Here is a 24,986-nt window from a genome sequence, read left to right on the forward strand (position 1 = left end):
ATGAGCAAGCGCGTTGTTATCGACCCTATCACACGTATCGAGGGTCACTTACGTATCGAAGTCGAAGTTGATGAAAATAACGTCATCAACAAGGCTTGGTCATCCTCCACACTTTGGCGCGGTATTGAAGTCATTCTCAAAGGCCGCACGCCTATGGATGTTGGCCTTATTGTGCAACGTATCTGTGGCGTATGTACCTATTCCCACTACCGCTGCGGTACTGAAGCGGTTGAAAATGCGTTAGGAATTCAAATTCCATTGAACGCAAGATACTTACGTTCATTAATGCAAACCTCTTTATACATGCACGACCATATTGTCCATTTTTACCATCTACACGGCTTAGATTGGGTTGATGTGGTTTCTGCACTGAGCGCCGATCCTGCTAAAGCGGCACAAGTTGCCCTGAAATACACAGACCACCCCATAGCGGCGGGTGAAGGTGATTTAAAAGCGGTACAAGAAAGAGTTAAAGGCTTTGTCGAAACGGGAAAATTAGGTCCATTTGCCAACGCTTATTGGGGCAACGGCACCTATAAATTTACCCCAGAGCAAAACCTTATCGCGCTATCTCACTACCTTAAAGCGCTTGAAGTACAACGTGTTGCGGCAGAAATGCTAGCCATATTTGGTGGAAAATCACCACATCCACAATCCGTTGTTGTCGGTGGTGTGACTTCGGTGCGCGACATGCTCAGCCCTGCTCGCCTGCAGGAATGGAAGCAAAAACATGCGACTGTAACTGACTTTATTCTGCGTGCCTATCAAGCAGATATCGTGATGGCGGCCGAAGCCTTTGGTACTGAACCTAGCGTGTTGGGCGGCGTAAACGTGAAAAACTTCATGGCGACCGATGACTTTGTGTTAGCCAATGGCGAATACATGTTTAATCAAGGCGTGATCATGAATGGCGACCTTGCTGGCGTCAGTGATGTGAATCCAGATCTGATTGCCGAAGACGTCAGCCACGCTTGGTATAGCGCCGATGCACCGCAACATCCCTATGACGGTACAACGATTCCTAATTACACTGGTTTTGTTGAACGCGACACTGTCTACGGCAAATTGCCAACACTGGATGGTGATGGCAAATACTCATGGGTGAAATCTCCCCGTTATCAAGGTGAACCTGTCGAAGTGGGTCCACTCGCCTGCCTATTGGTGAGTTATGCCCGCGGTAACAAGGTGGTCGTGGATTCGGTTAATGGCCTGCTCGCTCGCACAGGTCTACCCGTAGCGGCTCTATTTACCACTTTAGGTCGCACTGCAGCCCGTATGTTGCAGACAGTCATCGTCGCCCAAGAAGGGTTAAAAACCTTTGATGCGCTGCTGACGAATATCCAGTCCGATGAATCTACCTATGTAAAACCCAATATTGATCCAAATAAAGAGTATGTAGGTCACGCCATGATCGAGGCGCCACGCGGCATGTTAAGCCACTGGATCCGCATCAAAAATGGAGTGATTGAGAACTATCAAGCCGTAGTACCGACGACCTGGAACGCAGGACCTGTGGATGCCAACGGTAAAATGGGTCCCTATGAAGCCTCTTTAATTGGCTTGAAACTAGAAGATCCTACTAAACCCCTTGAGGTGATACGTATTATTCACTCATTTGACCCTTGCATGGCGTGTTCTGTACACGTGATGGATTTTAAAGGTCAGGCATTGAGCGAGTTCCGTGTCAGTCCCAATGGTCAATAATCGAGGGAGGGAACGCAAAATGAACCATTCTGCAACCCGCATTCGGACACTGGTTTTTAGTCCGGCAATACGGATTTTCCACTGGCTCAGGGCACTATCAATTTTAGTGCTAGTGATCACCGGATTCTATATTGCTTGGCCGTTTCTTGTGGCGCCTGAAAGTACGGATGTACTCGTACAAGGCTGGATCCGCTTCGCTCATCTGATTTGCGGTTTTGTACTAACCGCAATCACTTTAGTGCGCTTCTACCTGTATTTTTTCAGCCGAAGCGACATTGAGCGGCGCTCATTTCGCGATGTCATGAGTGTAAAAAGCTGGATCACTCAGCTGAAATCTTACTTATGGATGGGGCACTTACATAAAGCCGGTGTCTATGGACCGCTGCAATTTGTGACTTATGTAGCAATCTCACTGGTCGCTCTTGTGATATGTATAACGGGTCTGGTGTTGTATGCCAATGTGTATCACCAAGGTTTAGGTGGCATGCTTTGGGGCAGCGCCGCTTGGATCACGGCACAAATGGGTGGGCTGGCACAAGTTAGGATTTGGCATCACTACCTCACTTGGGCATTTGTTATCTTTGTAGTTATCCACGTCTATATGGCGGTTTGGTCAGGGATACGCTTCAAACATAACTCAGTTGACTCGATTGTCTCTGGCTATGACTACCCAAAGCCAAACTCACACCACTAGGAGTCCAATGAAGATATTGCTACTCGGTATTGGCAATGTCCTGTACGCCGATGAAGGCATCGGCGTACATTTTGTCAATTATATAGCTGATAATTATCAGTTTACCCATGAGTCCCACCAGCTAACGCTGCTCGATGGCGGCACCTTGGCTCAGGGACTTATCCCTATTATTTGCCAATACGATTATTTAATCGTGGTCGATACAGTTAATGCCAATGGCGTAGAAGCGGGCGAAGTCTATTTCTTCGATTTTGATAAAGCGCCGAAGGAAATCGACTGGCAAGGCAGCGCCCATGAAGTCGAAATGCTGCAAACCCTCAATATGATGGAAATGGTTGGCGACAGACCTAAGACCTTTGTGCTGGGCGTCACCCCAACCGTGCTCGAACCTATGGTGCTAGGCTTGACCCCTAAAGTCGCCGCCGCGGTACCTTTAATGGAATCAAGCTTGTTATCCCACTTAGCCTCCCTTGGGTTCACTGCGACGCGTGTTGCCGAGCATAGTATCGACTCGCTGATCCCTGACTCTTATAAACGTGGCGTTACTACTGGTGAAAGTATATAGAAGATGAAAAACATCAGATTTGATTTTACCTGCTCACGTCAGGTGCCTTTGTACGCGCATTTATGTAATCAATATCTAAATTACGATGAACTAAATATCAGCATAGGCTGTGATGGTCAACATAGCTCAGGTCAATATAGTGCTGGCCAACATGACTTTGGCCCTCAAAGCTATTTTATTGAAGCTCAGGGCGAGCAAAACCAACTAGAACAATTGGCCGATGCCATTGCCGCGGACTTTTTGATTTCCGCTTGGTTGATTGACTCTAGCATTAAAGTCATCGACGAGCCCCAAGGCAGTAAAACCTTACTGCCCTTTCCACAGTCTGGATCAAGCTCTGCCATAGTGCCTTTTTGCCAGCATTGTTATCCGTTGATTGGCGATAATCAGTCGGCAAAGTTTGGCACACTCGATTTAATTTGCCCTTGCTGCAAAGGCGAAACACAATTAACGTCCGCACAAAAAGCGTTAACCTTGTCAGATATTAAAGCCATGGCACAGGGACTGCTGACACAAGGCCCACTGACATTAGCGGCCGCCGATAATCTGCAACTTAGTCTGACACCGTTTGCTCAGCCCTTAGGCGAGCGGCCACAACTGTTAATTTGTAATCCCAATACGCTAAACGCCCATTTTTGTCTGAACGATGCGCAGGTGCTCGCGCTTTCGAGTATTGAAAAGCCGCTTATCTGCGCGAGACCCACGCAAGAACACGACAAACTCAGTGCGCCGCTGTACGACATTTGCTTTGCCTACAGCCGAGTGATCTTAGTGCTCGGGGAAGTATTACGACAAAAAGGGGTCGATTGGGTTTACATTAAAGGGCCGCATAATAGGCCGAAGCTAGCGTGGGTCGATGGTGCTTGGGCACAAATCGCCAGTCACGATTTAAGCTCAACACAGGTTCAAACCAAGCACTTTATCGCTCCAGAACCCTTAAGGGAAAAAGTCAGTTTTCACGGTTATCAGGCCCAATGGCAAGCGGCGAAACGTTCACGATCGCACCAAGGCGAACTGAGTGTGGCAGTATTGACTCAAGTACCGTCAAGTGAAGACAGTGATATTAATTGCACCAGTATGCTAAGCGATAATAATCAAAATACAGTCAACACAGAAAAGCACACCCTTGCAGACGCAGCGCTATTCAGTGCGCTGCTCAACGGTAAGTTTACCAGTCATAAACAGGCAAAAAATGCTGCGGTCATTTACTTAAGCCATACCCACGCCAGTCAAATTGTCACCTGCGATAATAAGGGCGACACTGAACTTTTCTTTGCCTTGCCCGAGCTGCCCGATAACGGTTACGAAATCTTCCATCAACTGGACAGCAGTCCGCAAAAAGCCGTAGCACAAAAATTTAAGAGCCTGTTCCCCGAAGATTACCTAAAACTTTTAAGCCTAAAGCTTCACGGCAGACGGGACAACTTACAAAGCCTGTGGGCGATTGCTGCCATATTAATTGGCCTTAATACACAAGAAGAGACTCAAAGCCAAGCAAGGCTCAGCGATGCACTCATGGCCGCCGCCATGCGCTACCACGGTGCCAATGCACCGCGTATCGATTATCCGCTGACCAAAGGTGAAGCCCACCGCAGCCTAAATTGGTGTAAAACCTTAGGCACTGTCTTAAGTTTTCGTATTGCGGGTAATGACGATCCGAGTCAGCTCGCCTTTGCAATGCAAGACTCGCTGGCGGACTATTTATCTAACTGGATCGAGCATATCGATTTAAATATCGGCGTGCACAATATAGCCTTAGCGGGTAATGAATTAATCAATGAAACCCTGTGCAAACGCATCAGCTTACGCTTAGGCAAAAACTTCCCCTTAGTGATCAATCGCAGCCTGGATTTAGACGGCGATAACTTAGCCGTTGGGGCACTTTACGTTAAGCAGCGCCAACTGAATGCCCATGATTAGGAGGCCAAAAGTTAAGTCACAACGCATAAAGCCACATAGGCACAATAGTCGCCACAAAAAGCACAGTGACCTGCAGATAAAACGAAGGCTGGCATTGGAATACCTTGTCCACAAGGGAGCCACGTTAAAACGCTGTCAGTTGCACGTCACAGGCATAGTACAAGGGGTGGGATTTCGCCCCTTTGTCTATCGTTATGCCCTTGAGTTTCAACTGACGGGCACTGTGCTCAACAATGCCAAGGGCGTGACCATTGAGCTGCAAGGTAATGATGAAAACCTCACTCGCTTTATCACTGCACTCAATACCACTCCACCGCCACTCGCCCGTATCGACAATATCAGCCAAATACCACTGCCGATTTTATTAAGCGAAACCACGTTTGAGATTATAAAAAGCGACAGCCATGAGGACGATGATCCAAGTTCACCGATAGGTGCACTAGTGGCGGTATCGGCAGATAAAAGTACCTGCCAAGATTGCTTGAACGACATGCATAATCCTTGGCTATGCCTTTACCAACTGCACTAACTGTGGCCCTCGATACACGATTATCAATGCTTTACCCTATGATAGGCACAACACCGCCATGGCCGATTTTGACATGTGTCCCGAGTGCGCCAAAGAATATCAAAACCCACTCGACCGCCGCTACCATGCCCAGCCAGTCAGTTGCCCCGTTTGCGGCCCCAGACTCAGTTTAAAAACGCCCCAAGGGGAATGCATCCTTCCCAATGCCTCAAATGTCAGCGCACCTGAATTGGGTACGGACCTTGCGGTACTTCAAGCTGCGGCAGACAGATTACGCCAAGGGCAGATTCTGGCAATTAAAGGATTGGGTGGATTTCACTTAATCTGTGATGCCCGAAGTGACAATGCCGTCAACGCACTTCGGCTGCGAAAACAGCGCCAAGCCAAGCCGCTAGCGGTGATGATGGCGGATATCACTATGGCGCAGCACTATGTTACAGGGACGAATGCCGAGTGGCGAGTATTGAGTTCGCAGGAAAGGCCCATAGTGCTGATGAGTAGCCGAAGCGATCATGACCTCAGCTTAGCTGTCGCCCCCAATCTGAATAAACTCGGGGTATTTTTACCCTACACACCGCTACATCATTTGCTATTATGTCTCTTCAAAGGGCCATTAGTTGCAACCAGCGCCAATGTTTCCGGTGAACCTATCATCACTGATTGTGATGAGCTTATTAGTCACTTAAGCCATGTGGTGGATGCGATAGTCGATCATAATCGGCCGATTATTAATGGCTGTGATGACAGTGTGGTGCAAGTGATCCAGCCGCAACTGGATTCCTCCGCAGAGGTGCAAGTATTGCGCCTCGCCCGCGGCTATGCACCGTTAAGTTTCCCCTTAGAGATACCGCTGACCCAATCGATTTTGGCCGTGGGCGCACAGCAAAAAAATGCCATCGCCTTAGGCTTTGGCAATAATGTGTTTTTAAGTCCCCATATTGGCGACCTGTTCAGTGTCAGCGCCGAGCAGTATTTTGAGCGCACCTTAGCCACTTTTGCTCGGTTGTATCACTTTACGCCAAATCTTATTATTCGCGATAAACACCCAGATTATGCCCCTTCACGCTGGGCTGAAATGCACTCAAACTCGAGTGTAAAACTCAGCGATACCCGTCAAAATCAATGTTTATCGGTGCAACACCACCATGCCCATGTGCTCAGCGTAATGGCAGTTAACCAATATCGAGAGCCCGTATTGGGCTTTAGTTTTGACGGTACTGGGCTTGGCGACGATGGCAGTTTATGGGGCGGTGAAGTGCTATTAACTACGCTCGATAAAGCGCAGCGACTGGCCCATTTTGAGCCCATAGCCCTGCTAGGTGGCGAGCAAGCCATTAAGCAACCCGTTAGGTTGTTACTGGCATTATTATTCGAGCAAATGAGCCTCGATGCTGTGCTCGCATTACAATTGCCTATATTAAACAACATTCGCCCAAACACTCTGGCTAACTTACATAAGATCTGGCAGAACGGCAGCGCGATAAAAACCTCCTCTGTCGGGCGACTGTTCGATGCCCTCGCCTGCGCCTTAGGCTTAATAGAAACCACACTGTTTGAAGGCCAAGCGGGCATGGCGATAGAAGCCGCGGCCAATCGCGCCGATGCATTAGCCCTTGAAGTCATTTCGCTTAACTTACCTCTTGACATCGACCAGTGGCGAAGCAGTGAGATGTTCAAGCAAGTTGTTGAATTGATTACAGCACAACCGCTAACAGACAATAGATGCTATGCCATCGCCCGCGCCTTTCTACACACATTAGGTGATGCTCTCTGTGATTATGCAGCCCAGTATCAACACCTCCCAACCGTGCTCTGCGGTGGCGTATTTCAAAATAAATATCTATTGGAATACTGCCTGAGCAAGCTCAGCGCCCAAGGAAATAAAGTGTTATCCAGTAAACAGATACCCATCAATGATGGCGGCATCGCCCTAGGCCAACTTTGGTATGGCATTCATCATAGTCAATAACCTTACTTATTTGATAAGCCCTGATGTTCGCTCGCCATTTTTATCCCCATAAACCTGACGAACATCAAAGATCCGTAGCGCAATTTGTATCACACTCAACATTAGCGTAACCAAATTAACGATTCGTACATCAATCATTATTTGTCAGGCAAAGTCCTCGTACTCTGCCGATACAAGGAGAGGTAAAATGTGTAAAGACTGCGGCTGCTCCCTTACCCGCCACGACCATGATCATCTAGGCGCGCATGCCCATAGCCATGAGCATAATCATGACCATTCACATACTCATGAGCATAGCCATCAAGAGTTACACACAAATCCTCAGTTAAACGATAAAAAAACCTTGTCAGTCATCAACAAAATTTTAGATAAAAATGATGTCGAAGCTGGACATAACCGCGCCCACTTTGAGGCACATAACATCACGGCCTTCAACATCATGAGTAGCCCGGGCAGTGGCAAAACCACCCTATTAGAAAATCTCAAAGAATACACGCAGCTCAACTATGCGGTGATCGAGGGCGACTTAGAAACCTCCCGCGATGCTGACCGCCTCATCGCTAAAGGCATTAAGGCCTATCAAATTCAAACGGGCAGCGCCTGTCACCTCGACGCCTTTATGGTGCACGGTGCCCTACATCATCTGCCGCTTGAAGGACTCGATATTTGCTTTGTCGAAAACGTCGGTAATCTCGTCTGCCCAGCCAGTTATGATGTGGGCACTCACAAAAATATCGTGCTGCTATCAGTGCCAGAAGGCGATGATAAGATTGAAAAATATCCTGTGATGTTCCGCCGCGCCGATGTAGTTTTTATCACTAAGTGCGATCTACTGCCCTATTTTGATTTCAAGATGGACGAAGCCAGAGCGCAGCTTAAAAAACTCAATCCAGCAACTCAAATTATTGAAGTCTCAATTAAAGATGGCGACTCCATGCAGGCAGTAGCCGCTTGGCTTAAAGACAACATTCGAGGTGCACAATAATGTGCTTGTCCATACCTTCCCAAGTGGTGGCGGTCGATATTGAGCGCCAGAGCGTCACAGTCGACACCTTAGGCGTGCGCCGCGATGTCAGCAGTCATTTAATGAATGAGCCACTGGAAATTGGCGACTATGTACTTATCCATATTGGTTTTGTGATGAACAAAATCGATAAGGAAGATGCGCAGCAAAGCATTGATCTATATAAAGAAATCGTCACTAAGCTTGAAAATGAAGCCATACACTGACCATCAGCAGTGCAGGATTAAGTCGCAAGGCGCACCCCTATCGAGTGCACCGAGGAAAAAGCATGCTTGAACTAAGACACCTCTATCAAGGCTTTCGCGATCCCCAAACGATTGCCAATTTAGCACGGGATATTCAGTTAACCGCTAAATTGGTTAAGCAACAAATCAATATCATGGAAGTCTGTGGTGGCCATACTCATACGATTATGAAATACGGCTTGCTAGATTTACTGCCGGATAATATTGAATTTATCCATGGTCCTGGCTGCCCAGTGTGCATTATGCCTAAAGAGCGCATTGACCAAGCCGCGGCGCTTGCCTCCCAAGAAAATGTTATTCTTGTTACGCTGGGTGATATGATCCGCGTGCCTGGTTCTCAAGGCTCTTTAGCCAGTTTTAGGGCCAAGGGCTGCGATATTCGCCCAATTTACGATCCCTTAGATACGCTCAAAATTGCCCGCGATAATCCTGATAAAACCGTAGTGTTCTTCGCCATTGGCTTTGAAACGTCAACCCCAATGACAGCAATTTTGTTACAACTGGCCGAACAAGAAAAACTCGAAAATCTACTGTTTCATATCAATCATGTATTAGTGCCACCCGCAATTGATGCCGTGATGCACGACCCAAAAGCGAGGGTCAACGCCTTTATCGGCCCAGCCCATGTAAGCGTGATCAGTGGCGCAAAAATCTATCGCAGCACAGTCGAAAACTATGGCACGCCCGTAGTGGTCGCAGGATTTGAGCCCGTCGATGTGATGGAGTCGATTTTACGGATTGTGCGCCAAAAAGCCGCGGGTAAAGCGGAGCTCGATATCCAATACAGCCGCGCAGTATCGGAGGACGGCAACCTCACGGCGCAGGCCAAAGTAAATCAATTCTTCAATGTCAGACCGCAATTTCGCTGGCGTGGACTAGGCCCAATCCCCAATTCAGCGCTGCAGCTTAAACCCGAATATGCCCACAGAGACGCCGAACTGCGCTTTAAAGACCGCCTACCCGTGAAGGCAATTGACGATCATAAAGCCTGTCAGTGTGGTGATATTCTTCGTGGGCTTGCTAAACCAAAGGACTGTAAAGTGTTTGGCCGCGGCTGCAATCCCGAAACGCCCTTAGGCAGTTGCATGGTCAGCTCCGAAGGTGCTTGCAATGCCTATTACCGCTATCAAGGTATCGATATCAAGGAACCACATCATGGCTGATACGCTTAAAGATAAATCCATTCAACTCAGCCACGGCGGTGGCGGCAAAGAAATGAATAAACTGATCCGTGATCTGTTTTTTGCCGAGTTTGATAACCCAATCCTTCGCAGCGAAGAAGACGCTGCTAAACTCGATTTGCACGGTGCTAATGCCTTTACCACAGACTCTTTCACCGTATCCCCTTTATTTTTTGCCGGCGGTGATATCGGCAAGCTCGCCATCGCAGGCACAGTCAACGATCTCGCTATGATGGGCGCAGAACCTCAGTATTTGAGTTGCAGTGTGATCATAGAAGAAGGCTTTTCTATCAATGATTTAACGACGATTGTCCGCAGTATGGCGAAAGAATTAAAACACAGTGGTGCACGGATTGTCTGCGGCGACACTAAAGTCGTACCCAAGGGGTGCGCCGATGGTTTATTTATTAATACCTCAGGCATTGGTCGTATCTTGCGTCCCAATATTTCCGCGGCGAATGTCACCGTGGGCGATGCCATTATTGTCTCCCGTGATATCGGCTGCCACGGTGCAGCGATTTTAATGGCGCGTGAAGGACTCACGCTCGAATCAGCATTACAAAGTGACTGCGCGACGCTCTGGCCCATAGTCGAGCAATTGATCGCCGCCAATATTCCCATTCATGCGATGCGCGATGCGACACGCGGCGGCTTATCGGCGGTGCTGAACGAATGGGCTGTCGCCTCCAATGTTGGTATCACAGTAAATGAAGCCAGTATTCCCGTAAGCGATGAAGTCAAAGGTCTGTGCGAACTCTATGGTTTCGAAGCCATGGATCTTGCCAACGAAGGCACTTTCATCCTCGCCGTCCCCAACGACATCGCCTTAGGTGCGCTCGAGATCATGCAACGCTTTGGGCGCTGTGAGCATGCAGCGATTATCGGTACTGTGAGTGATGATTTAGTGGGGAAAGTCGTGCTAAGAACACCTTGGAATACTAAGCGTTATCTCGATCTTCCCCAAGGTGAACTGCTGCCAAGGATTTGCTGATGCACGAATATTCGATTGTGAGTGCCCTGATTGAGCAATGCGAACAGCACGCGCTGGCCAATCATGCCGATAAAATCACCCGAGTGGATATCAAACTGGGAGTCATGAGCGGGGTTGAACCTAGCCTGCTACAAACGGCCTTCGATACGTTCAAGCTCGATGGGATTTGCAAAGAAGCCCTACTCAATATGCAAATTCAGCCGCTAGTGATACTTTGCCAAGACTGCCAGACTGAATCCGTACTGAGTGAGCGCACGGTCGTCTGCCCTGCATGTCAAAGCTTTCGTACTCGCGTACTCGATGGCGAAGATATGTTACTGATGCAACTTGAGATGGAGCAGAACGAGGATTAATCATCCACGATACGTATTGTTAACGACAACGCTATTGATAAAACGCTCTATAAATAAAGAATGCTATCAATAAAGAACGCTCTTCAACACAAAAATGGCTTCGAGCACACAGAGCTCAAAGCCATTTTAAACCACACTATTTCAGTCACGCTACATCAGCTGTAGATAGAAGCTTCACCCTCTGGGCGCGTCTTGAGAACGCGCAGGAACCACATATACTGCTCTGGGTAAGCTAAGATAACTTGCTCGACCACTTTGTTCAGTGCCAACGCCTCATTTTCTTTGCCCACCATGTCTTCAGGCGCAACGGCCGTCATCACAGTGAGATCAAATTGGCGTGAGGTTTGATTGTAGCCAATCTTTACTGGCAGCACTTGGGCATTCCCCGCCTGCGCTAAACGCCCAACAACAGGTAGCGTTGCCTTCACTGTGCCTAAAAAAGGCGCAAACACGCTTTGTTCAGGACCTAAGTCTTCATCGGGAAGATAAAAGAAACTGTTACCGCGCTTAAGCTCAGCCAATAACGCCCGAATGCCCGCCTCGCGCATATACACATGGCCACCACAACTGCTGCGTACACGATTACTAAACCAATTGAATAACCCGTTTTTATGGGCTTTGGCCATAGTCACCATAGGCAACTCAAGGTTAAGGCGTAAACCAGCATAATCGATTGGCCACACATGGGGCATGATAAAAATGATCGGTTGCCCCGCGGCCTGCGCTTTAGTCACATGTTCAAAGCCGATTAAATTAACTCGACGACGTAAATGCGCTTTTGAGCGCACCAGCAATTCGCCCTGTGCTAACAACACCAAAACGAAGTTTTGCACGTTCTCACGGATTAACACTTCAATCTCGGCGGTGGATTGCTCAGGAAAGCACGCCCTTAAGTTGGCTCTGGCAACGCTAATGGGCTTTTTGGCAATTGGCATCACTATTTTTGCCAATAATCTTGCTATGGGATCACGCAGCCATGCGGGCATGAGTCCGAAAATCACTAATAGACCAATCACTAACCAAGTGGCCCAGTATCTAGGGTGTAATAAGGCGAGTTTAAAGCGACGGTCGAAATGTTTGGGCTGTCTTGACAAAGAATTCACCTCAGACAGTGGATAGAAATAATGGAGATATTGCACGAAAAAATAAACAGGAAAGCCACTCTCTAAGGAGTGGCTTTCCCATCAAACAAACGAAATTACTTACCCGTGTTTGCTGCTTCTACACGAGTTTTCAGCTTTTGGCCGGGACGGAAAGTCACGACACGACGAGCAGAAATTGGGATATCTTCGCCTGTTTTTGGGTTCCTTCCCGGTCTTTGATTCTTGTCCCTAAGGTCAAAGTTGCCAAAGCCAGATAACTTGACCTGCTCACCACTTTCAAGTGCGCCCCGAATCTCTTCAAAGAACGACTCAACCATCTCTTTGGCGACACGTTTGTTCATTCCGAGTGTTTCAAAAAGATGTTCTGCCATTTCGGCTTTGGTAAGTGCCATACTTTAATCCCTCAACGATGCGTTGAACTCGGACTTAAGGGCAGAAACGACTGAACCAACGGTCTCAGCAATCTCTTTTTCCTCAAGCGTACGAGTAGTGTCTTGTAATGTAAGTGCTATCGCCAGGCTCTTCTTGCCAGGTTCAACACCTTTACCTAAGTATACATCGAACAAGTTTATGCCAACCAACTGATTTTCGCCAACTTTTCTTATCAATTTCATTACATCACCTGCAGATACACTCTCATCTACTACGACTGCGATGTCACGACGATTAGCTGGAAACTTAGATACAGCTTGGGCTAGCGGCAAACTGGTATGCAATAAAGCATCCAATTCCAACTCAAAAACGATGGTTTTACCATTGAGTCCAAAAGGCTTCTCCAAACTAGGATGGATTGCACCTATATGACCGATCACTCGATCATTTCTCAATATTTCAGCACATTGCCCCGGATGGAGAGCAGAATGCGTCGCTCCTCTAAAGCTAAATTCTGATGCGGAAACTGTCAAGCCGATAATTGCTTCTAAATCACCTTTAAGGTCGAAAAAATCAACAGTTTTCGATTCCATAGCCCAATGTTCATCATTTTGGAGCCCAGTAATGACACAAGCGAGCATTGCTTGCTGTCTTATACCGGATTCTGCATTGATATCAGGAACAAAGCGCAGGCCAGTTTCAAAAAGTCTCACGCGACTCTGTTGACGACTTTGGTTGTAGCCAACGGCGGCCAATAAACCGGTGAACATTGACAGGCGCATGGCCGACATTTCACTGGAAATTGGGTTTGGTAACACCATAGCGTCTAAACCAGGATGAACCAGATTTTGCAGTTTTGGATCGACAAAGCTGTAGGTTACCGCTTCTTGGAAACCACGAGCGACCAATAAGGCACGCACGCGTTTTAGGCTTAAGTCAGATTCTTTATGATCTGACATACGCAGCGCAGCAACAGGCGCCGTATTCGGGATATTGTTATAACCGTAAATACGGGCCACTTCTTCGATCAAATCTTCTTCAATCGCCATATCAAAACGATAAGTCGCGGTAGTGACCTGCCAACTATCTTGGCCAACAACCACACTAAAACCTAAACGTTGTAAGATTTCAACGACATCGCTATCAGGTACATGGTGACCTAAAATTCGATCTAACTTGCTGCGACGTAAAACGATTTGTGCAGGTTTGGGTAAATCAGCCTCTGATTTAGCCTCAACTACAGGGCCAGCTTCACCGCCACAGATATCCAGTACTAAACGCGTAGCACGGTCGATAACCTTGTGTTGCATCTCAGGGTCAACACCACGCTCAAAGCGGTGTGATGAATCTGTATGCAAACCTAAACGACGTGACTTACCCATAATGGCAAGCGGCGCGAAGAACGCACATTCAAGCAGTATGTCTTGGGTCGTGTCGCTCACGCCTGAATATTCGCCGCCAAACACACCAGCAAGGGCTAATGGACGCACATCATCGGCGATCACTAAGGTATCGCTTGGGATGGTCACTTCGCTGCCATCAAGCAGAGTGATTTTCTCTTCGCCAGTGCCTAAACGCACTTGGATATCGCCCGTTAACTTGGCAAGATCGAAAGCGTGCATAGGTTGACCGAATTCAATCAACACAAAGTTAGTGATGTCTACGATGGGATCGATAGAGCGAATACCGCTACGGCGCAGTTTTTCCTGCATCCATAATGGCGTAGGCGCTTTCACATTGACGTTTTTAACCACACGGCCTAAGTAACGTGGACACGCAGCAGGCGCGTTAACGTTAATCGTGACCTTTGCATCTGTCGTTGCCGTGACGGCTTGCCACTGTGGCTCAACCACTGTTTGGCGGTTTAACACGCCCACTTCACGGGCAAGACCTGCCATACCTAAGCAATCGGCACGGTTAGCCGTTAAGTCTACATCGATAACGGCATCATTAAGTTGCAGATAGTCGCGGATATCAGTGCCAAGTGGCGCGTCCAATGGCAATTCGATAATGCCATCGCTTTCGACGTTAATGCCAAGCTCGCTGTAAGAGCACAACATGCCTTCTGATGGCATGCCACGCAGCTTGGCTTTCTTGATTTTGAAATCGCCAGGTAATACGGCGCCAACCATAGCCACGGCCACTTTAAGACCCTGACGGCAGTTTGGTGCACCGCAGACGATATCGATAAGTTCACTACCACCAACGTTGATTTTGGTCACGCGCAGTTTATCGGCATCGGGATGCTGACCACACTCAACCACTTCACCAATCACTACACCGCTAAAATCGGCAGCTACGGCTTCAACGTCATCGACTTCGAGACCGGCCATAGTGATCTGGTGGGATAATGCTTCACGGCTGACTGAAGGGTTTACCCATTCACGAAGCCAAGATTCGCTAAATTTCATGCTATTACAGCTCCGTTATTTAAATTGCTTCAGGAAACGTAGGTCGTTTTCGAAAAACGCACGTAAATCGTTTACGCCGTAACGCAACATAGTTAAGCGCTCGACACCCATACCAAAAGCAAAACCAGAGTATTTTTCTGGATCTATGCCAACGCTGCGCAGCACATTCGGATGTACCATACCGCAGCCAAGCACTTCTAGCCATTTACCATTTTTGCCCATCACGTCCACTTCCGCTGAAGGTTCAGTGAATGGGAAGTAAGATGGACGGAAACGCACTTGCAGATCTTCTTCGAAGAAATTACGCAGGAAGTCATGCAAAATGCCTTTCAATTCAGCAAAGTTAACATGCTCATCAACCAACAACCCTTCCACTTGGTGGAACATAGGCGTGTGAGTTTGGTCGTAATCGTTACGATAAACACGACCAGGAGAAATAATGCGTAATGGTGGCTTTTCAGTTTCCATAGTACGGATTTGCACGCCCGAAGTTTGGGTACGCAGCATCAGTTTAGGATTGAAATAAAAGGTATCATGATCAGCACGCGCAGGATGGTGCTCAGAGATATTCAGTGCGTCGAAATTGTGGAAATCATCTTCAATTTCAGGCCCCTGCTTTACCGAGAACCCTAATTCCCCGAAAAAGGTTTCGATGCGCTCAATGGTTCGAGTCACAGGATGTAAGCCACCGATCTCTTGGGTGCGGCCTGGCAAAGTCACATCAATCTTTTCGGCGATTAATTTGGCTTCCAATTCCGAACTTTTCAGACCATCGATACGCTCAGTTAATTTTTGTTGAATCGCCTGTTTAGCATCATTGACCGCTTGGCCAAAGGCTGGCTTTTCTTCAGGGCTTAAGCTACCCATCATTTTCATCATGTCGGTGATCTTACCTTTCTTACCAAGGTAATCGACACGGATATCATCCAGTGCTTTTAGATCACTGGCCTGGTCAATAATGACTAAGGCTTGTTCTACGATCTCAGTTAACTGCTGCATTTTCTCTTCCACTGCATAGTCGCGCTTGATAAACAAGTGCTATGGGCGCCAAACTTTCAGGCTATTTGGGTGCTCAGGTTATCGGGCGTTAATGCCAGACGCTTTGCTAGCTATAACGAAATAAAAGGATAGAAATTTTACGCGAGCGAGCGGCATATTACTAGGGCTTATTGGGGGTTTTTATCATGCAAATTCATGTGTTACCCCAGTTTGGAGCCTGAGTTTTACTCAAGGGGAAACCCAAACCTCGATTCTGACGTAAACAACTTCCGCTTTCAGCCACTAGCAGCATTTGTAACTAAACTGTAAACTCACACCTGTACCTTGCCAAAATTGCAGCAAACAACACAATAATGACTGCAATTAGACTACATTAACCATATAAATCGTTACAAAACAGAAAACTATAAAGTCTATGGCAAACTGACCGATATAAATTCGGTTTATGGCCCATTTTATCGAGGCACTCATGAAAGAAGTAAAATTTCGCTGGATAGATCAATATCTTATCCATATGACCTTAAAAACTAAATTCGCTATTCTCTCTATCGTTCCTATGTTGATGATTGTTGGACTGGCGCTTTTCCTAGATAACCAATCCCAGCAAACCTTAATTCAAGGACAGCTCAACAGTCTGCAAAATGCTTCACAACAAATTAACCAAGTCACTGGCAGCTTATATAACAAACTACCAGAGCAAGAACGCCAAACTATCCTTAATCAACTTAGTCGCGAAATTGAAGGTAATGTCAGCATTGTTTCGGTAAATGAAGCCGATAGCAAAGCGCAATCCATCGCTCGCAGTGGCGGTGGTATTGATGATAGCGGTAAGCAACCTAGAGCTGTGAGTCGGGTTAACGATCAAAATCTGATCACGATTATTCCCCTAGACAGCAAAGAAATTGATGCCTTGCTCGCCAACGATAACCTGCTGGTTTATGGCCTAATGGCGGCACTCTTGTTTGTGCTATTTTTGTTCAGCTATTACATTTCAACCTTCGTAGGCGGCGCACTTTATACGACAGTGATGGCATTAAAACGGGCCGCATCGGGTGATTTAACGGGGCGTTTAAACTTCTTCGAAGTAAAAGACGAGTTCAGTATCTTAGCCATCAGCATAGATACCTTGGTAGAACGTCAACATACCTTAGTCAAGCAAATCGCAGAATCGACCGCTAAAATACGCGAAGTTGTATCATCGTTTCGTAGCACAGCGCAGCAAGGTCAATCCTTGGCGGTAAACCAGAGACAACATCTGGACTCCTTAGCGACGGCAATGGAAGAAATGACTGCCGCAGTGAAAGAAGTTGCCCGCAATGCCGAACAATCCTCAGCCGAAACCCAAGAAGCCAATCAACAGGTTAGCGCGGGCGGGAAAGATATTGAAACCACAGTCAAAGCTATTGACGTGTTATCGGATGAGATCTCCGCGGCCTCAAATGCGGTGGGTGTACTCAATGACAACGCCAGTAAAATTGATGAAGTGGTGTCAACCATTAATGCGATTTCCCAGCAAACCAACCTACTGGCACTCAACGCGGCAATTGAAGCGGCACGCGCCGGTGAACAAGGTCGTGGCTTTGCCGTGGTGGCCGATGAGGTACGTACTTTAGCGGGGAGAACTCAGGCCGCAACGGTTGAAATCAAAACCATGATCGAATCACTTCAATCGGGTACTCGCAATCTGACACAAGTGATGTCACGTACTGTGAATCAAGCTAATGAAGGTAAACAACACGTACTGCAAACGGGTAAAGACTTAGAGTTTATCGCCCACCACAGCAACAAAGTGTTTGAAATGAGTGTGCTAATTGCGACCTCGGCCGAAGAGCAGTCGGCAGTGGCCAACGAGATTGCGACTAACTTAATGGAAATTCGCAACCAATCACACGATGTGGAGCAATCGGCCAACCAGTCGGTTTCAGGTTGCGATGAGCTGCAAGCAACAGCGGGGCAACTGGATCAGTTGATGGTGGGATTAAAAATCTAGTCGAGCATTATTTGATGGAATTTAAATTCACTTAACACCCAAAATGCACAAGGGAGCGATAATCGCTCCCTTGTTGTTTTCATTCTGACGGTCACTTTCCAATCAACAAGTGTCGTTTCAATTAATAAGTTAATTTTCAATCGATAACGCTACGGCAAAATGAATTCACGTCTGTTAATCCACGTCTTTAAGTGGCCATAGCACGATATGATCTTCAATATCCTTCACGCGTCTTTCATCCACCACCTTGCCTTGGATCGACATACCCGCTAAATGCATCGCTTCTTTGGAGCCTGTGAGCAGCGGATGCCAACTCGGTAGCTCACGCCCTGCCGCTAGGCGGCGATAGGCACAACTGTCGGGCAACCAAGTTAACTCATGGATATTATCAATCGTGATCACTGTACATTGGGGGACATGGGTGAAACGGTCACTGTAATGCTGACAGCCTGCCGTTTGATGATCGAGCAAAAGGCAAGCTGCATTGGTGTAATACAAGTCTTCGGTTTCATCATCTATCAACTTGTTTAAACAACATTTACCACAACCGTCACACAGGGATTCCCACTCGGTTGTGCTCATCTGCGCTAATGTTTTACTCTGCCAAAATGCCATGATTAACTATATCTTCTTAATAAAAAACCCGCTCAATGCGGGCTATTTTACACTAATTTGTCGTCAGATACGCAATGCCACTGAGATTAACGAGTGTGGTTTGACGCGCCAGAGCTCATTAGCAGCGTCTTGATGCTACCAAGTTAATCTTTGATCCCAAGACTTAGCTTATGCTCAGCCAATAAATTCACCTGAGGTGGCGGAATTTGTAAATAAAAGCCATTTTCTGCCATGGCTGCTCTGACTTTATGTATATCTGCCATTCCTAACGCGTCGCGTTTAGCGATAGGAAACACCATCACCAACTTTGGCACGCCAAACATTTCCATCAAAGGCACTGGAACATCGTCAAAACAATCTCTTTTCTTCACAAATAAATAAGTATCAGCCTTTCGGCTACTTTTATAAACGGCACATAGCATAAGAATCAAATATCCAATAGTTCAAACTTGCCAGTCAATGGGGCACACTATAACATGGTCGCCTAGTAATTTAATTGTAAAATCAGCGAACCGACTGATGATTTCTGGAGAATAGTGCCGGGATGTCAAAACCTAGCTTAGAGTTAAAAGGCGCTTCTTTTACTCTTTCAGTGCTTCATATTAATAGCAGCGATTTACAAGCTGTCATGACTGAATTAGACCATAAATTGGCACAGGCTCCTCAGTTTTTTCTGGGTGCTCCTTTAGTCGTCAATCTGAGTGCCATTCAGCACGACAGCTTGAATTTAAGTGCGTTAAAGGATCTGCTGATCTCACGTCAATTAGTGATTGTTGGCATAACGGGCGCGACAACCGTACTCAGTAAACAGGCAAAAGACTTAGGCCTTGCCATAGTCAAAGCGGGAAAACAGAGTAGTACCCCGCCGCCAGCCCCGCGCCAAACTAAGATAGTGAAGCAAAATATTCGTTCAGGCCAACAAGTCTATGCAAAAAATGGTGATTTAATCATATTTGGTGCGGTAGGCAATGGCGCAGAAGTCATCGCAGATGGTAGCATTCATATCTATGGCGCATTACGAGGGAAAGCCATGGCAGGCGCCGCTGGCGATACCAGCGCCGTTATCATTGCCCACTCTCTGGAGGCCGAACTCGTTTCAATAGCAGGGCAATATTGGCTCGCTGAAAATCTACAACAACATAGCTCAGATAAAAGCGGCTGCATTCGCCTAAACGGTGAGTCGCTTATGGTTGAATCATTGCCCCTCTAAATGGCAGAACAAAGGATAGAGAGAAACATGGCACAAATTATTGTTGTCACTTCAGGTAAAGGCGGCGTAGGTAAAACCACATCGAGTGCTGCAATTGCGACCGGTCTTGCCATGCAAGGACACAAGACAGTCGTTATTGATTTCGATATAGGTTTACGAAACTTAGACTTGATCATGGGTTGCGAGCGTCGTGTTGTTTATGACTTCGTTAATGTGATCAATGGTGAAGCCAATTTAAATCAAGCGCTGATCAAAGATAAACGCTGCGATAAGTTATTCGTTTTACCCGCTTCACAAACCCGTGATAAAGATGCACTGACCAAAGAAGGTGTTGGCCGTGTTTTAGACGATTTGGCCAAAGACTTTGAGTTTATTCTGTGTGACTCTCCCGCAGGGATTGAGCAAGGCGCTATGATGGCATTGTATTTTGCCGATATCGCCATTGTGACCACGAACCCAGAAGTCAGCTCAGTGCGCGACTCAGACCGTATTTTAGGTATGTTGCAAAGCAAATCACGCCGCGCAGAACTGAATCTAGAGCCGATAAAAGAATATTTACTCTTGACTCGCTATTCACCGAGCCGTGTAAAATCGGGCGAAATGTTGAGTGTTGACGATGTTCAAGAAATTCTGGCCATTGAGCTACTCGGCGTTATTCCTGAGTCACAATCTGTACTGAAAGCCTCTAACTCAGGCGTACCTGTGATTATCGACCAAGAAAGTGATGCAGGTTTAGCCTACAGTGATACAGTCGCACGCTTACTGGGTGAAGATGTACCAGTACGCTTTATTACGGAAGAAAAGAAAGGTTTCTTACAACGGATATTTGGTAGCTAATTATGTCTTTACTCGACTATTTCAAAAGCAAGAAAAAGCCTAGCACTGCGGTAATGGCAAAAGAGCGCCTACAGATCATCGTGGCTCATCAACGTGGACAAAGGGACACTCCCGATTATTTCCCACAGATGAAACAAGAGATCATTGCCGTTATTCGCAAATATGTGCCGATTTCTGATGATCAAGTTTCTGTGCAGTTAGATCAAAACGACGCCAACCTGTCGGTACTCGAGCTTAACGTCACTTTGCCTGACAGATAAGTCGATGACACAAAAAATGTCATCTTCAATTGAAGATGACATTTTGATGTGGATGTTTTTCAGCGATAGCTTCAAGTACGAAATATTAAGCACTAGACCTCAAGCTTTGCTAAAGCCTCAGTTGCCAATTCCCCTCGCCAACCGCATAACACTGCCGGTAAATCCCCTTGTTGCTTATCCCAACGCCATTGCAAAAACTCATGGATATGACGTTTAGAACCGAGCATTTCCTGCGGCACATCATGCTTTTCGCATAATTCGACCAAACAGCTTTTAATCGCTTTAAAGGCCGATTTGTAGCCTGATTTTAACGCCAATACATCCACTAACTCGGGTAAATTAACCAAATCCGCAGTTTGTAGCACACGTAATAAATCTTTGCCGTGGATGCGTTTTTCCTGTTCGGTCAAGTCATTGAGCTTAAACAAGTCAGCCGAAGTTTTAGGTTGCTTCTTCGCTAATGCAATAAGACCATGATCTTTGATCACAAAACCTAAGGCTAAATCACGGACTAAGGCTTTTTCAAGGCGCCATTTGGCGAGCACTTTAAGGTAAGCCAATTGAATTTCAGTGAGTTGAAAAGCATTTTTCACTTTCAAATAAGCTGTATCAAGATCAGGATCGGCAAGCCTGCCCTGAGTCATCCTTTCCCCTTCCTCGTATAACCAAGCTAAACGCCCTTGGGCGCTGAGTTTCGCTTCCAGTTGAGGATAGAGCTGATACAAATACAGGACGTCATTGGCGGCGTAGCTTAACTGGGCTTCCGTTAAAGGACGACGGATCCAATCTGTACGCGACTCACCTTTATCGATCACTTCACCAAGGCAAGTTTCAACCAGCTTGGCATAACCTACACCATGGCCCATACCACACAAAGAGGCGGCAATTTGGCTATCAAACAAAGGCGTAGGCTGACATTTGCCATAGTGGGCAAAAACTTCTAAGTCTTCACTGCAGGAATGCACTAGCTTAACGATATTCGGGTCCGATAACAGCGCCCAAAATTGGGCTAAATCTGGTAAAGCCACCGGATCAATCAAAGCTAAGGTTTTACCATCATAGGCTTGGATCAAACCTAACTTGGCATAATAAGTACGAGTACGAACAAACTCGGTATCTAACACGAGTATCTTACTCTGTTTATATTGGGCAACGAGGGCATTAAGGCTTGCTTCATCACTCACATATTGAAACGCTGACAAATTCTTCTCCAGATCCTGTGGGTCAATCACAGTCCATAAAAACAAAAGCCGGCAAATGCCGGCTTCAATCTTACGCGCGCTTAGCTTCGTCTCTAAGCTCTCGTCGCAAGATTTTACCCACGTTGGTTTTAGGTAACTCGTCCCTAAATTCTACCAGCTTCGGCACTTTATATCCCGTTAAATGAATACGGCAGTGCTTAATGATGTCTTCAGCGGTTAAAGATTTATCTTTTGCCACCACAAATACCTTCACTAACTCACCACTGGCGTCGTTTGGCACACCAACGGCAGCCACTTCAATCACTTTTGGATGAAGTGCAACCACTTCTTCGACTTCGTTAGGGAATACGTTAAAGCCTGATACTAAGATCATGTCTTTCTTACGGTCGACAATATAGAAGAAACCTTTCTCATCCATGTAACCAATATCGCCCGTGGCTAACCAGCCGTCAGTGTCGATCACTTTGGCGGTTTCTTCAGGACGTTGCCAATAGCCTTTCATCACCTGAGGACCTTTACCAAAAAGCTCGCCGGTTTCGCCTTGGGCTAATACCTTGCCGTCATCATTACGGATTTGGATCAGTGTCGAAGGGGCAGGAAAACCAATTGAACCGTTATAACCGTCTAAGTTATATGGACAACAGGTTAATAAGGGTGAGGCTTCCGTCAGACCATAACCTTCAAGTAAACGGGTTTTAGTAATGGTTTGCCATTTATCCGCCACGGCTTTTTGTACCGCCATGCCGCCACCGATAGAGAGTTTTAAGCGTGAGAAATCCAACTGGGAAAAATCATCACTGTTCACTAAAGCGTTAAATAAGGTATTTACCCCAGTTAATGCGGTGAAAGGGTACTTTTTCAACTCAGCCACAAATCCTGGGATATCGCGAGGATTGGTGATGAGTAAATTCTGACTTCCTTTGTGCAAAAACAGCAGGCAATTCACGGTCAAGGCGAAGATGTGATACAGCGGCAAGGCCGTTACGACAAACTCACTGCCATCGTTTAAAGCGGGAGAATATGCACCATCGGCCTGCAATACGTTTGCGACAATATTGCCATGGGTCAACATAGCGCCTTTAGAGACCCCAGTGGTGCCACCTGTGTATTGTAAAAACGCTAAATCATCGTTAGTGACTTCAGGTTTGATGTATTGCATGCGACGACCCGTTGATAAGGTATCGCGCATTGATAAGGCATGGGGTAAATCGTATTTTGGCACTAACTTCTTGATGTACTTCACCACAAAGTTCACTAAGGTACGTTTTGGTGCACTTAATTGATCACCTAAACTGGTGATAATCACGCTTTCAACGGGAGTTTGATCAACCACTTCTTCTAAAGTGCGGGCGAAGTTTGACACCACCACAATGGCTTTAGAGCCAGAGTCAATCAACTGATGTTTAAGCTCGCGCGGTGTATAAAGTGGGTTAACGTTAACAACCACCATACCTGCACGCAAAACACCAAACAGTGCAATGGGATACTGCAACAGGTTTGGCATCATCAAAGCGACACGGTCGCCCTTTTCAAGCTTTAATTCATTTTGTAAATACGCAGCGAATGCTCGGCTGCGTTCTTCCAATTTACGGTAGGTTAGCGTGGCACCCATGTTGATAAATGCAGGTTGATCTTCATACTTAGCCACCGCTGTCTCGAACATGTCGACAAGCGATGAGTATTGTTCCACATTAATTTCAGCAGGCACATCTTCTGGCAAATGATTAATCCAAGGCTGATCCACTACTCTCTCCTAAATCCCCACAACTGCGGAAACAATATCCATACAAGCGTCAAGACTCGATAAATACCGAGTTAAAATACCGGCTTACATTTTATAGTTATTGATTTACTCGTCATAAATCATACGAGCGTTTTAATTTTGATCATCATCACATAAAAAAAACAAAAAACCTAGCGTCTTTTTTATACCCATATAAGCAACCTATTAAACGAATTTGCGGATCAAACGTGCAACGCCTTCGGCATTGTCCATATGCACATGATGATCGCCCTCAATTATGTGTTCAGACAAATGCTTGAACCACGTTCTGGCCTTAGGTATCGCGCTCTGCAACTGGCTAAATCCCTGTTTGCCACAAATTAATAAGGTTTCAACATTGATGTCCTGCATCAAGGCATCAACTTGGGCGAAGGTTAATCGTTGGGGTGAATCTAATCTTAATCGAGGATCACTACGCCAACCTATGCCATCACCTTCGGGCTGCATATTACGATCGAGCAACAAACGACACCAAGGTTCGGCAAGTCCTGTTAAATGTGCCCTCGCCCGCACCGCAGTATCTATACTGTCGTAAATCTTTGCCTGCCCATGCTTCTGAGTTAAATACTTCTCATGCTGATAGAAGCTTTTTTTCAATCGCGCCTTAGCTTGCGTTGGCAACTCAGACAAGGGGCTTAACGCTTCAATCAATACCAGCTTGTTAACCTTTTCGGGAAACGTCGCCGTATAAGCAGAGGCAATAATACCGCCAAGCGAATGCCCAATCATTGCCGCTGGCTTTTGCGGTAATACCGTTAACAACGCGTCTAAATCATACAAATAATCAATCCAATGCAGCGGATAGTGTCCCGGCCTATGTGCAGAAAAGCCGTGTCCTGGCCAATCAATGGCGAGCACTTGATAATCGAGTAAATGCGCTGCTAAGGGTTCAAAACTGTTGGCGTTATCTAACCAACCATGTAAGGCAAGCAATAAAGGTTTATCCTTCGCCCCCCATAATCGGCCCGCGACCGTAATATGAGGTAATACAAATTCGATTTGATTTTTGGGGGCGAAAGATTGCCACAT

22 protein-coding genes and 1 pseudogene are annotated in these 24,986 nt (G+C 46.6%); 14 read left to right on the plus strand and 9 right to left on the minus strand.

The annotated features are described in order from the left end of the window. The 10 genes and pseudogenes from hyaB (at position 1) to hypA (ending at position 11,175) form a co-directional block, all read left to right on the plus strand. Entirely contained in the window at positions 1-1,704 is a 1,704-nt protein-coding gene (hyaB, locus tag L5M10_RS17535) for a nickel-dependent hydrogenase large subunit (protein ID WP_028760177.1), read from the plus strand. 19 nt (positions 1,705-1,723) lie between these two features. Next, a complete protein-coding gene (gene cybH, locus L5M10_RS17540) occupies positions 1,724-2,398 on the plus strand; it encodes a Ni/Fe-hydrogenase, b-type cytochrome subunit (RefSeq protein ID WP_263255674.1) in 675 nt (224 codons plus the stop codon). A gap of 7 nt (positions 2,399-2,405) precedes the next feature. After that, positions 2,406-2,963 (plus strand): HyaD/HybD family hydrogenase maturation endopeptidase, encoded by a 558-nt coding sequence (locus tag L5M10_RS17545; RefSeq protein WP_105252281.1) that lies wholly within the window; start codon positions 2,406-2,408, stop codon positions 2,961-2,963. A 3-nt stretch (positions 2,964-2,966) separates the two neighbouring features. Beyond that, entirely contained in the window at positions 2,967-4,883 is a 1,917-nt protein-coding gene (locus tag L5M10_RS17550; protein WP_263255675.1) for a NiFe hydrogenase, read from the plus strand. Next, positions 4,876-7,381 (plus strand): annotated as a pseudogene (gene hypF, locus L5M10_RS17555) (carbamoyltransferase HypF). The gene L5M10_RS17550 and the pseudogene hypF overlap by 8 nt, the downstream one beginning before the upstream one ends. A gap of 187 nt (positions 7,382-7,568) precedes the next feature. Next, entirely contained in the window at positions 7,569-8,366 is a 798-nt protein-coding gene (gene hypB / locus L5M10_RS17560) for a hydrogenase nickel incorporation protein HypB (protein WP_263255676.1), read from the plus strand. Then, positions 8,366-8,611, plus strand: coding sequence for a HypC/HybG/HupF family hydrogenase formation chaperone (locus L5M10_RS17565; RefSeq protein ID WP_028760183.1), 246 nt, complete (start codon positions 8,366-8,368; stop codon positions 8,609-8,611). Before hypB ends, L5M10_RS17565 begins: the two co-directional genes overlap by 1 nt. 62 nt (positions 8,612-8,673) lie before the next feature. Beyond that, on the plus strand, positions 8,674-9,813 hold the full coding sequence (gene hypD / locus L5M10_RS17570) for a hydrogenase formation protein HypD (protein WP_263166441.1): 1,140 nt from the start codon (positions 8,674-8,676) through the stop codon (positions 9,811-9,813). Further along, a complete protein-coding gene (gene hypE, locus L5M10_RS17575) occupies positions 9,806-10,822 on the plus strand; it encodes a hydrogenase expression/formation protein HypE (RefSeq protein WP_263166443.1) in 1,017 nt (338 codons plus the stop codon). The genes hypD and hypE overlap by 8 nt, the downstream gene beginning before the upstream one ends. Next, positions 10,822-11,175, plus strand: coding sequence for a hydrogenase maturation nickel metallochaperone HypA (gene hypA / locus L5M10_RS17580; RefSeq protein ID WP_028760186.1), 354 nt, complete (start codon positions 10,822-10,824; stop codon positions 11,173-11,175). The genes hypE and hypA overlap by 1 nt, the downstream gene beginning before the upstream one ends. A gap of 155 nt (positions 11,176-11,330) precedes the next feature. On the opposite strand, the gene lpxM is transcribed toward hypA, so the two are convergent. From lpxM to pheS, 4 genes are all read right to left on the minus strand, one after another. Next, positions 11,331-12,269 carry a lauroyl-Kdo(2)-lipid IV(A) myristoyltransferase gene (gene lpxM, locus L5M10_RS17585; protein WP_263166445.1) on the minus strand — a complete coding sequence of 313 codons (939 nt, stop codon included), beginning with the start codon at positions 12,267-12,269 and terminating at the stop codon, positions 11,331-11,333. Between the two features lie 104 nt (positions 12,270-12,373). Beyond that, positions 12,374-12,670: an integration host factor subunit alpha gene (gene ihfA / locus L5M10_RS17590; protein ID WP_006081370.1), complete on the minus strand. Its 297-nt coding sequence runs from the start codon at positions 12,668-12,670 to the stop codon at positions 12,374-12,376. A gap of 3 nt (positions 12,671-12,673) precedes the next feature. Then, positions 12,674-15,061, minus strand: a complete 2,388-nt coding sequence (pheT, locus tag L5M10_RS17595) for a phenylalanine--tRNA ligase subunit beta (RefSeq protein ID WP_263166447.1) — start codon at positions 15,059-15,061, stop codon at positions 12,674-12,676. 15 nt (positions 15,062-15,076) lie between these two features. Continuing rightward, positions 15,077-16,060: a phenylalanine--tRNA ligase subunit alpha gene (gene pheS / locus L5M10_RS17600; protein ID WP_006081368.1), complete on the minus strand. Its 984-nt coding sequence runs from the start codon at positions 16,058-16,060 to the stop codon at positions 15,077-15,079. A 469-nt stretch (positions 16,061-16,529) separates the two neighbouring features. Between pheS and L5M10_RS17605 the strand changes: the two genes are divergently transcribed. Then, positions 16,530-18,050, plus strand: coding sequence for a methyl-accepting chemotaxis protein (locus L5M10_RS17605; protein ID WP_105253108.1), 1,521 nt, complete (start codon positions 16,530-16,532; stop codon positions 18,048-18,050). A 174-nt stretch (positions 18,051-18,224) separates the two neighbouring features. Here the strand turns inward: L5M10_RS17605 and L5M10_RS17610 are convergent, their stop codons facing one another. Together L5M10_RS17610 and L5M10_RS17615 are read right to left on the minus strand one after the other, a co-directional pair. Further along, positions 18,225-18,665, minus strand: coding sequence for a YcgN family cysteine cluster protein (locus L5M10_RS17610; RefSeq protein WP_131525467.1), 441 nt, complete (start codon positions 18,663-18,665; stop codon positions 18,225-18,227). Between the two features lie 143 nt (positions 18,666-18,808). Then, on the minus strand, positions 18,809-19,087 hold the full coding sequence (locus L5M10_RS17615; protein WP_028760191.1) for a YcgL domain-containing protein: 279 nt from the start codon (positions 19,085-19,087) through the stop codon (positions 18,809-18,811). Between the two features lie 122 nt (positions 19,088-19,209). Between L5M10_RS17615 and minC the strand changes: the two genes are divergently transcribed. Genes minC through minE form a run of 3 tightly spaced genes read left to right on the plus strand, consistent with a single transcriptional unit; the run spans position 19,210 to position 20,972 of the window. Then, positions 19,210-19,875: a septum site-determining protein MinC gene (gene minC / locus L5M10_RS17620; protein ID WP_006086392.1), complete on the plus strand. Its 666-nt coding sequence runs from the start codon at positions 19,210-19,212 to the stop codon at positions 19,873-19,875. A gap of 27 nt (positions 19,876-19,902) precedes the next feature. Then, positions 19,903-20,712, plus strand: a complete 810-nt coding sequence (gene minD / locus L5M10_RS17625) for a septum site-determining protein MinD (protein ID WP_006086391.1) — start codon at positions 19,903-19,905, stop codon at positions 20,710-20,712. A gap of 2 nt (positions 20,713-20,714) precedes the next feature. After that, complete coding sequence (gene minE / locus L5M10_RS17630) at positions 20,715-20,972, plus strand: cell division topological specificity factor MinE (RefSeq protein WP_028760193.1); 258 nt, start codon at positions 20,715-20,717, stop codon at positions 20,970-20,972. A gap of 92 nt (positions 20,973-21,064) precedes the next feature. Here minE and rnd read toward each other — a convergent pair whose 3' ends face one another. From rnd to L5M10_RS17645, 3 genes are all read right to left on the minus strand, one after another. Continuing rightward, entirely contained in the window at positions 21,065-22,174 is a 1,110-nt protein-coding gene (gene rnd, locus L5M10_RS17635) for a ribonuclease D (protein ID WP_028760194.1), read from the minus strand. A gap of 70 nt (positions 22,175-22,244) precedes the next feature. Next, the gene (fadD, locus tag L5M10_RS17640) at positions 22,245-23,918 is read right to left on the minus strand and encodes a long-chain-fatty-acid--CoA ligase FadD (RefSeq protein WP_263166450.1); all 1,674 of its coding nucleotides are present in this window, start codon (positions 23,916-23,918) and stop codon (positions 22,245-22,247) included. Positions 23,919-24,122: 204 nt separating this feature from the next. Further along, positions 24,123-24,986 (minus strand): alpha/beta fold hydrolase, encoded by an 864-nt coding sequence (locus L5M10_RS17645; RefSeq protein WP_198572731.1) that lies wholly within the window; start codon positions 24,984-24,986, stop codon positions 24,123-24,125.

The organism is Shewanella sp. SM32, from assembly GCF_025654235.1.
In the GTDB taxonomy this organism is placed as follows: domain Bacteria; phylum Pseudomonadota; class Gammaproteobacteria; order Enterobacterales; family Shewanellaceae; genus Shewanella; species Shewanella oncorhynchi.

Bases quoted from the DNA above. Each gene is read 5' to 3' on its own strand.
- hypB (WP_263255676.1), top strand. From the start codon at position 7,569: ATGTGTAAAGACTGCGGCTGCTCCCTTACCCGCCACGACCATGATCAT.
- hypE (WP_263166443.1), top strand. From the start codon at position 9,806: ATGGCTGATACGCTTAAAGATAAATCCATTCAACTCAGCCACGGCGGT.
- minE (WP_028760193.1), top strand. From the start codon at position 20,715: ATGTCTTTACTCGACTATTTCAAAAGCAAGAAAAAGCCTAGCACTGCG.
- L5M10_RS17565 (WP_028760183.1), top strand. From the start codon at position 8,366: ATGTGCTTGTCCATACCTTCCCAAGTGGTGGCGGTCGATATTGAGCGC.
- hyaB (WP_028760177.1), top strand. From the start codon at position 1: ATGAGCAAGCGCGTTGTTATCGACCCTATCACACGTATCGAGGGTCAC.
- cybH (WP_263255674.1), top strand. From the start codon at position 1,724: ATGAACCATTCTGCAACCCGCATTCGGACACTGGTTTTTAGTCCGGCA.
- minC (WP_006086392.1), top strand. From the start codon at position 19,210: ATGTCAAAACCTAGCTTAGAGTTAAAAGGCGCTTCTTTTACTCTTTCA.
- L5M10_RS17605 (WP_105253108.1), top strand. From the start codon at position 16,530: ATGAAAGAAGTAAAATTTCGCTGGATAGATCAATATCTTATCCATATG.
- pheT (WP_263166447.1), bottom strand. From the start codon at position 15,061: ATGAAATTTAGCGAATCTTGGCTTCGTGAATGGGTAAACCCTTCAGTC.
- hypA (WP_028760186.1), top strand. From the start codon at position 10,822: ATGCACGAATATTCGATTGTGAGTGCCCTGATTGAGCAATGCGAACAG.
- L5M10_RS17545 (WP_105252281.1), top strand. From the start codon at position 2,406: ATGAAGATATTGCTACTCGGTATTGGCAATGTCCTGTACGCCGATGAA.
- hypD (WP_263166441.1), top strand. From the start codon at position 8,674: ATGCTTGAACTAAGACACCTCTATCAAGGCTTTCGCGATCCCCAAACG.
- ihfA (WP_006081370.1), bottom strand. From the start codon at position 12,670: ATGGCACTTACCAAAGCCGAAATGGCAGAACATCTTTTTGAAACACTC.
- L5M10_RS17550 (WP_263255675.1), top strand. From the start codon at position 2,967: ATGAAAAACATCAGATTTGATTTTACCTGCTCACGTCAGGTGCCTTTG.
- minD (WP_006086391.1), top strand. From the start codon at position 19,903: ATGGCACAAATTATTGTTGTCACTTCAGGTAAAGGCGGCGTAGGTAAA.
- L5M10_RS17615 (WP_028760191.1), bottom strand. From the start codon at position 19,087: ATGCTATGTGCCGTTTATAAAAGTAGCCGAAAGGCTGATACTTATTTA.
- pheS (WP_006081368.1), bottom strand. From the start codon at position 16,060: ATGCAGCAGTTAACTGAGATCGTAGAACAAGCCTTAGTCATTATTGAC.
- L5M10_RS17610 (WP_131525467.1), bottom strand. From the start codon at position 18,665: ATGGCATTTTGGCAGAGTAAAACATTAGCGCAGATGAGCACAACCGAG.
- L5M10_RS17645 (WP_198572731.1), bottom strand. From the start codon at position 24,986: ATGTGGCAATCTTTCGCCCCCAAAAATCAAATCGAATTTGTATTACCT.